The following is a 12412-nucleotide window of genomic DNA, read 5'->3' as shown; positions in this document are numbered from 1 at the left end:
GCATCATGGACAACCGACACAGTCGTCAAAGCTTCCTCGGGGAAACGTCGGCAGCGACAATCAAGAACACGACCGTAGCAGTCATTGGATTGTGCGGTGGTGGCTCGCATGTGTCGCAGCAATTGGCGCATATTGGCGTCGGTAAGCTCGTCCTTGTTGACAGTGACTTTGCGGAAGACTCCAACCGCAACCGCATGGTCGGGCTGACCCATGCCGAAGCGCAGGCAGAAGCGCGAAAGGTCGATGTCATCAGCGCGCGCGTAGCGGCGGTCAGCCCTGAAACGGAAATCGTCAAACACGATGGCCCGTGGAACCTCGCGCTCGACGACCTGAAAGAAGTCGACTACATCTTCGGATGTGTTGACACAATGGGAGCCCGCGACGAGCTCGAACGATTCGCGCGTCGCTATTGCATTCCGTACATCGACGTCGGAATGGACGTCCACGGCGAAGAAGGGCGCTACTTCATCAGCGGTCAGGTCATCGCTTCGCTGCCGGGCCAGCCCTGCATGCGGTGCATGGGGTTCATTACTGACGCTGCTCTGGCCGCAGAGAATGCGCGTTACGGCGCTGCCGGGGGACGCCCTCAAGTCGTCTGGCCGAACGGCGTTCTCGCCTCGACTGCTGTCGGAATTTTTATGGCGCTTCTGACCTCGTGGAACGACACGACGCCGCCGCCGATTTATGTCGAGTACGACGGCAACCGGTGCACGACCGGGCCGAGCCCTAAACTGGGCTACCTGTCGCCAGGCCTCTGTCGCCACATGGAGGGCACCGAAGGTGCGGGCGACATCTTCTAGAGGGGATTGCGTCGTTGTCTCGCGCCGACTGAAGCGTGCCTTATTCGAAGCCATCAGGATGAGGTACAAGGCGCTTGAGCAATCATACCCGCGCGGAGCGCATGCCTGTCTCTCCCGTACTGACGCGCCAACCGTCGCCTAGTTGGCTTGCAAGCGCACGCGGAAAGCCACTAGCCGACGCTTGGGGCGTCCGCTCCTCGATAACTCGATTTGTAGATTGAAAAACACCACATGAAGCTAAATGACGCGGAACTCTCTCTGAAACCAGAAACCGGCCGAATTGCATGGTGGAAGGTCTTGGCACCTGTGCTCGGCGCAGCGACATTGTATTTTGCGTATCTCGTCGGAGTGACCTTCCACCAGACATTTCTCGAGCGCTTCGGCATCAACCCGGGCGCTTTCCCCCAGGACCGGAGCGACTATCTCGTGCTTGCTGTCCTTGCCGTCATCAAGGACCTCGACATCATCCTCGGAGCTACGTTCAAGTCGAGGCCTGTTCTCGTAGTCATCGGCGCATTGCTCATTGCTGGAATTCTGGCCCTAGTACTGGGACAGGGCGCAGCCAAGCTTGGAAAACTTCATCGCGGACGGGCTCCCGTCAGTACGCGCATCAAGCTGCTCGCGACCTATCTGCTCGTGCTTCCTTTGGGAGGGGCATATCTCATGTTCGCAGTTCCTGCTTCCTTCGCCACCGTCCTGATTGTTCCGGTAGAGCTTGGCGTCGCCGCGGCAAACGCCCTTGCGAACGATGACATCGCAGACTACGTCAAAGGATGTTCTGCTCATGCGCATGGCCAGCACTGCTTCCGCCTGATGGATGGGACCAGTGTTATTGCGACCGGATTCATCATCGAACAGTCGAAAGAGACGGTCGCCGTCTGGGAGAACGGGAAGGTCAAGCTGCTACCTGTCACGAATCGGTCTCTGGAGTCTGTGGACGAATTCATTTCAACATCACACTGACACGGCGGCCTGGGTGCTGCAGTTGAATCACCGGCCTTCGTTCACTAGGTCGGAGATGGCGCGCATGTGTCTGCACAAGCAGATGACGGCAAAGAGATAAAGGCGGGGCCGCCTAAACAAAAATATGTTCAGAACCACTGAGTACACTATGAAAAGTACGGCTTACGAGGCCAGCGTCGAAATGGGGCGTGTCGTTATTTCGCGGGTCCTGCGCTTCTTCGGAAGGGAGCAACGCCCGCAGTTTGAGAACATCATGGACATGGCGCGCGAGATTGCTCAACGGAATCCGGCCGCGCTGCACGACCTTGTCAATCTGTTGCTGCGTCCCTACCAGGCTGAGGCAATGGTCGGCGTCGTTGAAAGCGCTGCGCACCAGGCACCTCCGAGTATCGTGTCATCGAGTTTCTTTTTCGATGACCGTCGCATAACCCCGTTGAGCTATGGAATCGGCGTAACGCTTGAGCCGGATGCGTTCAGGGTCAATCTGGCAAAAGACACGATACTTCCTTGGCCATGGAACAGGCAACGCATCGCAAGTGCGCTCGCCCATATCGGCCCTGGCAAATCGATGGGTAAATGGAGGCAGGACCCGAACCATCAGGTCATGTTGTGGTTGCCTTGGGGAATCAGCTTCGTTGGAGGCGGCAATCATTCCATCACCGCTGGAATCATCGCCGGAGACGGCGAAATCACTCCGGGCGAAGTGCGCGACATGTCGGAGTTGCTCGATTTGGTCGAGTGCGACGGCCGATATTATCGGGAGACCACGAGCCGGAAGACTATCGCCGCGGTCGAAGATGAACGCATCGCCGCCGTCTTCGAAATAGGGCGGCTAATGAGACAACTCAACGTGAAGCTCAACCGCAGTGGGAAGGCAAATCGCGTCTCGGAACCCGCCCGATAGTCACTCTTTCAGCGACTCCGCGGCTGCTTCCTGCTACCGACCGGCGTCAACGTGAGAGCTGTCCAAAGACCTTGAAGGTGTGACGGAAGCTGTGAAAATCGAGCCGTGGGTCGGGCAGGCCGACGTCTGCGTCCAGGTATTCGGCGAACCAGGTACTCCACATCGCACTCAGCTGCCCATACTTGTTGGGTTTGAGATGGGGGAAGAGCAGGCCGCCAGCATCCTGGGCCTGGACGTAGTCGAGCCATCCCAGGCGAAGGAGCGTCCGGTGAACGGGTACGTGGCGCATGATGTTCTCCTCGCCGGTCCGGTGCTCGCGTTTCGTGTCGTGCAGGTGCAGGCACCACACGCCGGCGCGCTGCACTGCGTCGCGGGTGCGCAGCCGGCACAGGTCCTCGAGGCGCGCGCCGGTGTACAAGCCGAGTAGCGGCACCCAGTAGGCGGCCTCGCGTCCGCCCTTGCCGGGACGGTGGCCATGCACGTAGACGCGGGACGCGTACAGCCGGTTCAGTTCGTCGACGGTGTAGGCGTCGCGCTGCGCCTCGGGGTCGGCGTCCCTGCGCACCGCCTTCCGGCTGTACTTCGCGCCTGCAAAAGGGTTGGTAACCAGCGTCGTCAGCTTCTTCTTAATCGCGACATTGATAACGGCCGAGAGCAGCGACACGATGGTATTCACGCGGCTCTTGCTCACCTTTTCCTGTTCGAGGCACGCCGCCTTGAACTGCTCGACATGTGTACCGGTGACGGCTGACAGCTGAAGGCAGCCGACCAGCCGCTCGAACCGGGCGACCTGCGTCCTGACCTCGTCGGCGGTCTTGGGTTGCGGGGCCGCTTCGGCGACCCAGCCCTGCACGGCGGCGGACCAAGTGTCGTTCTCGTCGACCAGCGGGACTAGTGCCGGGTCGGGCTGGCCTTTGCCCTCGTACCGGCGCAGTTCTTCGGCGAGCGCGTCGAGGCGTGCAGTGGCGAAGTCCACCAGCAGCCGCTGGTAACTGTCCGACGCTGCGGGTAGCCAGACGCGTTCGAACGTTAGCAGTTCCTCGAGTTGCTCGCGCAGGTCGGTGTAGTCCTCGCCGGCGCGCGCTCGTGTTAGCTGCTCCACTTCCTGTTGGAGCAGGGCGATGTGAGTCGCGGGGGTATAGCCCTCGTCCGCCAGACGCTGGCGGGCGGCGTCCCGGGCTTCTTCGTCGGGCTCGCCTTCGGCGCCTGGAACGTCGAGCTTGTGCAGGGCGATGCGGTACTCCCGTTCGCTCGCGAGGGCATGGGCGTGATACCGTTCGAGGAGCCGCGGCATGTGGACGTCGGCCAGCGGGGTCCAGCCGGCGGGGCAGGTGGTCGGATGGTACGGACGCGGTTCGTCCTCGCCTGCGGGCCGCAGGCCATGCGGCAGCCAGTGCTCTGCGGCCATGGCGGCCGCCGCCCGCGCCGGAGCGACGAGACGCTCATACTCGAGGGCGGCCATCGGCAGGCGGGTGATGGCCTCGGTCCGGCACGGCGTTTCCAGGCTCACCCAAATCTCGGTTTTCCGGAGCTGCGCGCGCAGCTCGAGCGGCACCTTGCGGCGGAAGTAGTAATGGGCCGAATCGGCGCGGGTGGTCAGGTAGGGATGTTTCACGGGGTGCTCTCCACGTTGAGGTAACAGTGGCGTGTAGCACCCGCTCCCGGAAAATTGCTCGTATCTAAAACGTTTGGTTGCTTTAGATGCGTAATGCGCCTGTTCGAGCGCATGACCGGCGTTCCAGAACAAAAAAGCCGCTGAACCTTGCGGAACAGCGGCTTTTTCTTGAAGCTGGTGGCGAATCAGGGATTCGAACCCCGGACCTGCGGATTATGATTCCACCGCAAAAATCAATTAAAACAAAGCGAAATTGATATTTCCTGCTCCTCAAATTTCTTGTTTGCAGGTGCCATTTGTACCGTATTTTTCGCGCCGTGGCGCGCAGTTGCGGTGCAATTTCAGTCTTCGTTTTCACCCGCATCGAGGATTGAGATTTCGCCTCGCGCATCGAATCTGACGTGTTCCCGCCTTCCATTCGGCCATATTTTTGTCACGAAACCTTGTGGCGTCGACGAGTCGTGGATGTAGACGGGGCGGCCGGCATCGAGGTGGGACTGGGCAACTGACCCATCATCGTGCGCGATAGCATTTTCCAAATCACTCCATGGAATTTGGTCTAGATCGTTCCGCTCGACGAGCAATTCGGGCAGGTTGCGGTGCATGGTGGGCTCAATGCGGGGCGGTTTACTCGTGGATTAGAGTACCACGGTTGCGGGCATGCAACACATCTAAAAAATAAATGTTGATGTTATGTTTGGGTGCGTGTAGGTGCTCTTGGTGTGTGTGGAAAAATCTCGTAATTTCAATGGGTTGGCGTCGTTGTAATTCGATTTGTCTATCCGGGTCTGTAAATCGATTCGTCTATCAAATTATTTGAATTTGTAATTCATTTCGTCTAGCTCTCGGGTCTGATGGCGAAAATTGTCTGATTGATGGTTTGCGGAGTGTCTTGTAACTTCCGTTTTGCGCAATGCGCAGAGACCAAGAATCAATTAACTATCAGTCGGTGAGCGAATATGGCAAAGCAAAAACTTACGATTTTGGCAATTGCATCGAATTCCGGAACTTCTAAGAAAACGGGCTTGCCGTTCGAGATTCGGACAGCCCATTGCGTCCTTACTCAAAACTCGGAGGCGGGTGGCGAGCAAGTCGTTGTAGGCACTATCAATTTGCCTCGCGAATTCAAGGATATTCAACCCGGCGATTACTTGGCTGAGTTCTCATTCGGTATGGGCTACGGACAAGATCAAGGCCGCTTGGTGCCGCAGATTGTCTCGTTGACGGCATTCGGTCCCGCGAAACCGCAGCCTAAGGCGGCATAAGCGATGGATAGCCTGTCGTCGTACGCGGTCGATCCGGTGTCAGCGCAACTGATGTTGTTGAACGTGCTGTTGGCGGTGTACCTGATTTGCAAGGCCGTGGACTACGTCACGCGCATCGTGTCGCGCCGTGATCCGCCTAAGAAGTCGATTCGTTCGAAAGTGGCCCATTCGGAAGAATCCTAATTAACGGGCCGTGAGGTAGACCTAAGAGGAAAGCAACATGAAGAATCTGAAAAAGCTGGCAGTTGTCGCTGTTGGTGCCGCTGTATCGTCGGGCGCGTTTGCGCAAGCGTCGGGTGTCGACGTTACTCCGGTCGTTTCATCCATCAACAATGTCGTTCCGTCGATCGTGTCGATCGGTGGCGCGGTGCTGGCGGTGGTCGTGGTCGCGTGGGGCTACAAAGTGGTGAAGGGCTTCTTGGGTCGCTAATCGCGGCCCGGACAGTCAGTGAAGGCGTCTGGGTAAACCGGACGCCTTTTTTGTGATCGGAGGGGCCATGGCGGTGACATCGATTGTGTGTGGGCCGGGCGGAGTGAGCGGAGTTACCTACGCCCAGGTGAATGGGCAGCAATTGAGCTGCGGTACGGATTCGGGTGGCAACACACTGTATCTGCAGGTCTCGACGCTGAGTGACGATCAGCCGGTGTTGGGCGGGGAAGTGGTTGGGCTGCAGATCGGCGGGGCGGTCCTTGCGTTGATGGCGGTCGCGTATGGCTTTCGGGTGATTCGCAATCACCTTAATTCTTCCGGCGAGTAAGGGGGCGTGATGACCTTCTATTACGAGTGCGTGGCCGCGGGGATTCTGGCGATGTGGTCGGTCGGGCTGATTTTGTTTTTGTGAATTTAGCGGCTAAATCTATGGGGGCGGCGATGCTGCGGTTCGTCGTGATGTTTCTGTTGTGCTTCGTGTCGATGATGCAGCCTGACGCATATGCCGGTGGCGGTCGCACGGTGCTGCTCTTCGACACTAACGGCAACATTACGGGCTCTTATGTGAAGGGCGTTGGTTCTGCTGTTGAGCGGGCGCAGGCGCAGCAGGCCGGCGTATTAGAAAAGAAGCTGATTTCGATGGGCTTCGAACCCAGTTCCGCGGTTGCGAATGCAACAGTGACTGGCGTGAGTAATGTAGTGACGGCCGTAGCGGGAACTGCTACGGCTATCGTGGTGGGAGCGACTGCCCCTGCTTGGGTGAGCATATTGGCCGGAGCGGCAGTGTCGGCAGTCGTCGGCACGGCGTTGCAAATGGCGGTAGGTGCGGCATGGAAGTGGTTGTTCAACAGCGATGGGTCATTGACCGTTTCCGGCGGCTCAAATAGCTCTGTATCGAGTGCGAATTGCGCCGGTTCATGTCCTGGTGTCGGTGCGCTCTCTTGGGGCGGGATCAAGAAGGGGCAACCCGTGTATCAGACGAGCCCGTTTCCTTCAGAGAACTCATATCAGGTTTCCTATGGTTCTCTCGCAAACCACCGAATAACCATAGGATCGATTGCCGAATTGGGTCTGGTTGTCCAACCTTATTCGTGTTCGCCCTACCCGATAGGTTCGATCTCGGGATGCAGCATGTCTGCATCGATGGACTCAGGTTCTGCCACGACGGCTACGTTTTACGAGACCAATAGTTACAGTGATGGCAGGCCGAATCCGACCTATACGTTTGCAACCGGATTGATTGCGATTTCTCAGTCGGTATGGTCGGGGAACGATTGCTCGACCTTCGCAATTGACGGCACGTGCGCATCGTCTTCGGTTTCGAATGGAACGATGTTGTTGGCCGATGCGGTAGCACAAAGCCATAGTTCGGACGCTGCTCCAGTGTCGTCAGAGGCCACTGCTGCTTTATTGAATGCATTGTGGAAACAGGCATCGCAGCAATCTGGCTACGACGGTGTGCCATGGAATCCGGCCAATCCAGTCACGTCGAGCGACGTGGATAACTGGAACTCGCAGAATCCGTCATGGGTGCCTGACTGGGCAGATTTCACGGCTCCCGGTGGTTCATCGGACGCCGCTTCATCAGGGGGCAATCCCGGAACCGGTGGATTCAATTTGCCGCAGCCACAAATTTCCTCACCCGGCACTGGTTCGGGAACTGGCACCGGGTCAGGTGGAACGACCGTGACAACGGGGGCCAGTGGTGTGACGGTCAACGTTACAAACAATGTAAACGTCAGCATGTGTGACAACGTCACTGGCGATGTTGCAGCTTGCCACGGGTTAGGAGACGCGAGCGGAGACAACGATTCGCTGTTCAGCTCGTCGTTCGACGCATCGTTGAAGCCATTTTCAGTGGGCGGCCCGGCTGGTCAGTGCCCGCAGCCAGTGTCGTTTGTTGTGTTCGATCACGCGCTCGAATTTTCATATGAACCGGTGTGCTCGCTGGCGTCGTCTCTTCGCCCGCTGGTTCTCGCTTTGTGTGCGCTTGGTGCGGGGTTCATCGTCGTCATGGGGATCAAATCATGACGTGGGCTGCTTGGTTGCTGAGTTTGATAGGGCCCTTGGCGCTTCGAGTTCTTGTGACGCTGGGCGTTGGAGTGCTCACGGTGACGGGGCTTAACGCTGCTGTAGGTACGGCCCTTGGATGGTTGACGAGCGCGGTTGGTGGGTTGCCAGCTGATCTTGGGAACGTGCTGGCGTTGGGCGGTGTTTTCACGGGCATGTCGTACATCGCTGGTGCGTTTGCGAGTCGCGTCGCGATGGCTGGGGTGTCCGGTGTCGTTAAGAGGTTCTTTCTCAAATGAGTATTACGTTGGTTACAGGGGTGCCGGGGAGTGGCAAGACGCTGTGGTCAGTGTGGTCTCTGCTGAAGGAGATCAAAGCCGGGCGGCGCATTGTTGTTAACGGCATTAAGAACCTTGCGATCGACCACGAGATGTGGGACGACGACATGGTTCGCGAGTGGTACAAGCACTGCAAACCAAATGACGTGATTGTGATCGATGAGGTGCAGCGCATTTGGCCTCCGGTTTCAGCGTCGGTGAAGGCGTCAGAGGATATCGAGAAGTTGCATGTACACCGGCATTTCGGTGTCGACATTCTCGTTATCACGCAGCATCCGAATCGCATGAACAAGACGATCCGTGATTTGGTGGGGCGCCATGTACATGTGCGGCGGCTGTTCGGTGGTCGGCGCGCGATGCTGTACGAATGGGATCACTCGCACAATCCGAATAGCGGTTTGCGTGATGCGGTTAAGACCGTGTGGGGATATCCGAAGAAGGTGTTCGAGCTGTACACGAGTGCGGAGCTTCACACGAAACCGAAGGCAGTGATTCCCAAAGCGCTGTTCATCATTCCGATCGGACTGTTGGCGTTTGGCGTTTTGGCGTACAGGGGATTTGGTGGCGTTACGAGTGGTTTCGGATCGGTGGGTGCGAAAGCCTCGGCGGCATCGAGTGGTGATTCTTCATTGCCGCAGGCGGCGGATTCGGTCGCCGTTGCCAAAGGTGCGGCATCTGATGCGTGGCGTGTGTCGGGGCGTTATGCGGTCGATGGTCGTGCTTTCGTCGTGCTGTCGAGTCGAGAAGGGCGGCTTCGAATTGAGGATGCTGCAGGTTTCCGGGGCGATTCCGAACAGACGCAGGGTGTTGTGGATGGGAAACGCGTGGCGATGTGGTCGGGTGCGCTGAGCGGCGCGGCGGTGGATACGGTCGGGGGAAAGCAGTGAACAAGATTGCGCGCATTGTCTCGGTCGCGTTGGTTGCGTGGACAGTACAGGCAGGGGCGACAAGTGCAGGCGATTTGCCGCCGTTGCCATCCGTGCTCCCTGTTGTGTCGGGGATGCAAACAGCGCCTCTTTTACCATTGCCGCGTCAGAAAAATGGCGCGTTTGATTTGCGGTTCGTGAACGTCGGGCAGGTGGTTGATCTTGTGTATGGCGACGCGCTAAAGGTCCCGCACGTGATCTCATCTGACGTTTTGCAGGATCAGCGGCTCGTGTCGTTCCAGTTCGACAGCACGAAGGGGAACCTTCATTCGTTCGTCAAGACGTTCCTGGATTCGCTCGGGTTTGAGGTCGTGAATCGTGATGGTGTCGATTTCGTCGGCAAGAAGGTGGACGCAGTTGTCGGGGAGGTGGCGCGAGCAATGTTGGTATATCGGCCGCGGTTTCGCAGTGCAGAGTATCTGTCGAACCTTGTTCGACCGCTGTTCGGTAATCGGCTGGTGCAGGAGGCGGGAGTTGTTCAGCGCATCGCCCAGCAGCCGGCGGGAGTTGATCAGCGCGCTCCTGGGCAGCGATCGGGAGTTCTTCAGCGCATGCCGGATGGTGATGGTGCGGCCGTCGGACCGGTTGGCGCGGGAGTTGTTCAGCGCACTCCCGCCGATACTCATTTCGCCGGGACTGCTGCTGGTCAGGCTTTGTCGGTGGCTGCTGCGGATGAGTTGGTGTTTCTCGGCGCGCCTCGTGATATTGCGGACCTTAAGCGACTATTGCCGCAGCTCGATTACCCAGCCGGTGAAGTCGTGGTGCGCGGGTGGGTCTACGAGGTAAGCAATACGGATCAGCACAACACCGCGTTCAGTATCGCAGCGAAGTTGTTGAACGGCACGTTGAGTGCGGCTAACGGTTCGACCGATAGTGATCCAACGCGGATCAGGTTCGATGCCGGGTTCTTGAGCGTGGCGATTTCAGCTTTGAATGCGGATACGAGGTTTCGGCAGGTGAGCGATCCACACGTGCGGGTCGTGTCGGGTCAGAGTGTTCGGCTGAATGTTGGATCTCAGGTGCCGACGCTTGGGAGCATCAGCTATCAGGGGGCCAGTGGAACACCCGTGCAGTCGGTCCAGTATCAGGATGCCGGGCTGATTTTTGATGTGCAGCCGACCGTGATGGCGGATTCGATTCAGGTCAAGTTGAACGAGGAAATGTCGAGCTTCGTTGCGACAAGTACCGGCGTGAACAACTCGCCGACTAAGAACACGCGGCAGATGGCGACGACGGTCAATTTGAAGGATGGCGAGGTGGTTGTGCTGGGTGGTCTCGTGCAAGACGTAGATACAAGATCGACCAACAGTCCGGGTTGGTTGCCGAAGTTCTTGGATGGACATTCGGCATCGAAGGGGCGCACGGAAGTGTTGCTGGTGTTGCAGGTTAGCAAGGTGTCGGATCTGTAACGAAGCGATAGAGGTCGCGCTGCGGTCAAGGCTCGCGTAGCGACCCGTAGGGCTTGGCCTTGACGGCAGCTACACCGTTGCACGCTCTGGCAATGGGTTGTGTCGGCCAAAGGACGGCGCAACCCATTGGCAAACAGGGCTGCGGTTGTAAGCGTGGCGTGGTGGCAATGGGAGGTGGGGGTAAGCGCTGCGGGCGGCTTGCCAGGCGCAGCAGAGCGCGCAAGGCGGGCCGCGCGCAGCGCGGTCCCTAAACTTGTATCAGGGACACTTAACGTATGAGGGCATCAATGTTGTGCGATATGACGGAAGGAGTACTGATATGAATGAATGTGCAGCGAACGCGAGATGGCATCGCTTCGGGACGGTCGATTTCGGAGAGGGTGTGAACCTTGTGGCAGTTTTGCCCAAATTGCTTGTTGCAGCTCCTGGTGGCCGGGCACCAGTGACGGTGGTGAGGCGAAAGGGTGGTTTGTACGTAATCGCGGGGACGCTGGTTTTGGCAAAGCTCGAGAGGGAACGGTCTCGCGCGCCTTCTTGGTGTCGAGTTGACCGGGTGAATTTCGGCGACGGTTGTGTTCGCCGTTTCGAGTCGATGGAGGCCGTACTGGAATGGGCCGATAGTGCGTTGGCCGGGTGCCTTGAGCGGGAGCTGTTTGAATCGATTGTTCTGTAGGCAAGCAAAGAAAAAGCCCTGACCGCGGCAACGGTTCAGGGCTCGTACAACAGCATTACAAGGGCTAGTTGCAATGCACGACGAGAGTATAGGGGATTTCTCGGCCTTTCGCCGGGAGTGGGTGGTTCGTGGTCGAAACTTTGGTGATGGTCAGGTGGAGGTGACTGCGACGCGGTTCGATCGATACATGGGCGCGTTGTCGCTGAATGCTAGACCAAAGGCGAAGCGCGGCGAGTCGGATAACAGCGAAGCCAATCTTATGGATGCGGCGAAGCGTGCCAAACAGCAAGTGCGGCTTCGTTGTAAGGCGATCGGTGCTGACCGCATGACCACGCTGACGTATCGCGAGAACATGGAAGACAAGGCCCGCTTGAAGCGGGATTTCGATGCATTTCGTCGCCGGGTGTCGAAGCTGTCCGATTTTCAGTATGTGGCGGTAGCTGAGCGTCAAGGACGTGGCGCGTGGCATCTGCATATTGCGGTGAAGGGGCGTCAGAACTATCGGGTGTTGCGTTCAATTTGGCAAAGCATCGTCGGCGCGGGGAACGGCAATATCCATGTGCGCAACCCGTTTCGTGAGAAGGGGCTAAGGCACAAGCTGGCGTCGTACCTCGCGAAGTACATCACGAAGGATTTTGCGGAACACACGCTGAACGAAAAGCGCTATTGGACAAGTCGCGGCGTGGCCGTGCCTGAAGTCATGCCAATCGATCACGTGTTGTCGGATAGTCCGGCCGACGCGTTGCGTATTGCGTTTGAGGCTGCGATGCGTGTAGGTGCGCCGCTTGATCGATGTCAGACCTATTGGAACCAAGAGCTAGGGTGCTTTTGGCTTTCGACTAGGGAGGCGTGATGACCGTCGAAACGTTTCTCTCAGTAGAAGAGTTGGCGGTTTTGACGGGGCGTAAGTTGAAGTCGAAGCAGATCGATGCGCTTCGTCGCATGGGGATAGCGTTTTATGTGAACGCTGCTGGTCGGCCGATTGTGGCTCGGTCGACGATCGAGGGTAAGCGCGAAAGCGCCCCTCGTACTGTGCGACGCGGTTGGGAGCCGCGTGTGATTGTTGGATGAAATGGGCC

At 58.1% G+C, this 12412-nt stretch carries 15 protein-coding genes; 13 read left to right on the top strand and 2 right to left on the bottom strand.

The annotated features are described in order from the left end of the window. Positions 1-5: 5 nt before the first annotated feature. The 3 genes from ACTJKF_RS13720 to ACTJKF_RS13710 all read left to right on the top strand — a co-directional run bounded on the left by ACTJKF_RS13720 (position 6) and on the right by ACTJKF_RS13710 (position 2667). Positions 6-800: a HesA/MoeB/ThiF family protein gene (locus tag ACTJKF_RS13720; RefSeq protein WP_440624066.1), complete on the top strand. Its 795-nt coding sequence runs from the start codon at positions 6-8 to the stop codon at positions 798-800. 231 nt (positions 801-1031) lie between these two features. Then, a complete protein-coding gene (locus tag ACTJKF_RS13715; RefSeq protein WP_440624065.1) occupies positions 1032-1763 on the top strand; it encodes a hypothetical protein in 732 nt (243 codons plus the stop codon). Positions 1764-1911: 148 nt separating this feature from the next. Then, the gene (locus tag ACTJKF_RS13710; protein WP_440624064.1) at positions 1912-2667 is read left to right on the top strand and encodes a DUF6710 family protein; all 756 of its coding nucleotides are present in this window, start codon (positions 1912-1914) and stop codon (positions 2665-2667) included. Positions 2668-2713: 46 nt separating this feature from the next. Here the strand turns inward: ACTJKF_RS13710 and ACTJKF_RS13705 are convergent, their stop codons facing one another. Both ACTJKF_RS13705 and ACTJKF_RS13700 read right to left on the bottom strand, forming a co-directional pair. Beyond that, positions 2714-4282, bottom strand: coding sequence for a DUF6538 domain-containing protein (locus tag ACTJKF_RS13705; RefSeq protein WP_440624063.1), 1569 nt, complete (start codon positions 4280-4282; stop codon positions 2714-2716). Between the two features lie 341 nt (positions 4283-4623). Then, entirely contained in the window at positions 4624-4887 is a 264-nt protein-coding gene (locus ACTJKF_RS13700; RefSeq protein WP_440624062.1) for a hypothetical protein, read from the bottom strand. Positions 4888-5241: 354 nt separating this feature from the next. On the opposite strand from ACTJKF_RS13700, the gene ACTJKF_RS13695 reads away from it, so the two are divergent. The 10 genes from ACTJKF_RS13695 to ACTJKF_RS13650 all read left to right on the top strand — a co-directional run bounded on the left by ACTJKF_RS13695 (position 5242) and on the right by ACTJKF_RS13650 (position 12404). Next, on the top strand, positions 5242-5547 hold the full coding sequence (locus ACTJKF_RS13695; protein WP_081059662.1) for a cellulose synthase: 306 nt from the start codon (positions 5242-5244) through the stop codon (positions 5545-5547). Positions 5548-5550: 3 nt separating this feature from the next. Continuing rightward, positions 5551-5730, top strand: coding sequence for a hypothetical protein (locus ACTJKF_RS13690; protein WP_059906601.1), 180 nt, complete (start codon positions 5551-5553; stop codon positions 5728-5730). A 37-nt stretch (positions 5731-5767) separates the two neighbouring features. Then, the gene (locus ACTJKF_RS13685; protein WP_059906602.1) at positions 5768-5977 is read left to right on the top strand and encodes a major capsid protein; all 210 of its coding nucleotides are present in this window, start codon (positions 5768-5770) and stop codon (positions 5975-5977) included. Positions 5978-6044: 67 nt separating this feature from the next. Then, positions 6045-6305, top strand: a complete 261-nt coding sequence (locus ACTJKF_RS13680; RefSeq protein ID WP_155632884.1) for a hypothetical protein — start codon at positions 6045-6047, stop codon at positions 6303-6305. A 113-nt stretch (positions 6306-6418) separates the two neighbouring features. Beyond that, the gene (locus ACTJKF_RS13675) at positions 6419-8008 is read left to right on the top strand and encodes a virulence factor TspB C-terminal domain-related protein (protein ID WP_440624061.1); all 1590 of its coding nucleotides are present in this window, start codon (positions 6419-6421) and stop codon (positions 8006-8008) included. Further along, positions 8005-8286, top strand: coding sequence for a DUF2523 family protein (locus ACTJKF_RS13670; protein ID WP_440624060.1), 282 nt, complete (start codon positions 8005-8007; stop codon positions 8284-8286). Before ACTJKF_RS13675 ends, ACTJKF_RS13670 begins: the two co-directional genes overlap by 4 nt. After that, positions 8283-9212 (top strand): zonular occludens toxin domain-containing protein, encoded by a 930-nt coding sequence (locus tag ACTJKF_RS13665; RefSeq protein WP_059906605.1) that lies wholly within the window; start codon positions 8283-8285, stop codon positions 9210-9212. The genes ACTJKF_RS13670 and ACTJKF_RS13665 overlap by 4 nt, the downstream gene beginning before the upstream one ends. Next, on the top strand, positions 9209-10660 hold the full coding sequence (locus ACTJKF_RS13660) for a type II secretion system protein GspD (protein WP_440624059.1): 1452 nt from the start codon (positions 9209-9211) through the stop codon (positions 10658-10660). Before ACTJKF_RS13665 ends, ACTJKF_RS13660 begins: the two co-directional genes overlap by 4 nt. Positions 10661-11406: 746 nt before the next feature. Continuing rightward, positions 11407-12186, top strand: a complete 780-nt coding sequence (locus ACTJKF_RS13655) for a rolling circle replication-associated protein (protein ID WP_440624058.1) — start codon at positions 11407-11409, stop codon at positions 12184-12186. Beyond that, on the top strand, positions 12186-12404 hold the full coding sequence (locus ACTJKF_RS13650) for a DUF4224 domain-containing protein (RefSeq protein ID WP_175784074.1): 219 nt from the start codon (positions 12186-12188) through the stop codon (positions 12402-12404). Before ACTJKF_RS13655 ends, ACTJKF_RS13650 begins: the two co-directional genes overlap by 1 nt. Positions 12405-12412 lie beyond the last annotated feature (8 nt).

It is taken from the genome of Burkholderia sp. 22313 (assembly GCF_052045245.1).
In the GTDB taxonomy this organism is placed as follows: domain Bacteria; phylum Pseudomonadota; class Gammaproteobacteria; order Burkholderiales; family Burkholderiaceae; genus Burkholderia.
The sequence above is the reverse complement of the archived record's forward strand: the minus strand, read 5'-3'. Positions and strand labels throughout refer to the sequence as shown.

Excerpts from the sequence above, each read along its gene's own strand:
- ACTJKF_RS13720 (WP_440624066.1), top strand. The coding sequence starts at position 6 with ATGGACAACCGACACAGTCGTCAAAGCTTCCTCGGGGAAACGTCGGCA.
- ACTJKF_RS13715 (WP_440624065.1), top strand. The coding sequence starts at position 1,032 with ATGAAGCTAAATGACGCGGAACTCTCTCTGAAACCAGAAACCGGCCGA.
- ACTJKF_RS13710 (WP_440624064.1), top strand. The coding sequence starts at position 1,912 with ATGAAAAGTACGGCTTACGAGGCCAGCGTCGAAATGGGGCGTGTCGTT.
- ACTJKF_RS13700 (WP_440624062.1), bottom strand. The coding sequence starts at position 4,887 with ATGCACCGCAACCTGCCCGAATTGCTCGTCGAGCGGAACGATCTAGAC.
- ACTJKF_RS13695 (WP_081059662.1), top strand. The coding sequence starts at position 5,242 with ATGGCAAAGCAAAAACTTACGATTTTGGCAATTGCATCGAATTCCGGA.
- ACTJKF_RS13690 (WP_059906601.1), top strand. The coding sequence starts at position 5,551 with ATGGATAGCCTGTCGTCGTACGCGGTCGATCCGGTGTCAGCGCAACTG.
- ACTJKF_RS13685 (WP_059906602.1), top strand. The coding sequence starts at position 5,768 with ATGAAGAATCTGAAAAAGCTGGCAGTTGTCGCTGTTGGTGCCGCTGTA.
- ACTJKF_RS13680 (WP_155632884.1), top strand. The coding sequence starts at position 6,045 with ATGGCGGTGACATCGATTGTGTGTGGGCCGGGCGGAGTGAGCGGAGTT.
- ACTJKF_RS13675 (WP_440624061.1), top strand. The coding sequence starts at position 6,419 with ATGCTGCGGTTCGTCGTGATGTTTCTGTTGTGCTTCGTGTCGATGATG.
- ACTJKF_RS13670 (WP_440624060.1), top strand. The coding sequence starts at position 8,005 with ATGACGTGGGCTGCTTGGTTGCTGAGTTTGATAGGGCCCTTGGCGCTT.
- ACTJKF_RS13665 (WP_059906605.1), top strand. The coding sequence starts at position 8,283 with ATGAGTATTACGTTGGTTACAGGGGTGCCGGGGAGTGGCAAGACGCTG.
- ACTJKF_RS13655 (WP_440624058.1), top strand. The coding sequence starts at position 11,407 with ATGCACGACGAGAGTATAGGGGATTTCTCGGCCTTTCGCCGGGAGTGG.
- ACTJKF_RS13650 (WP_175784074.1), top strand. The coding sequence starts at position 12,186 with ATGACCGTCGAAACGTTTCTCTCAGTAGAAGAGTTGGCGGTTTTGACG.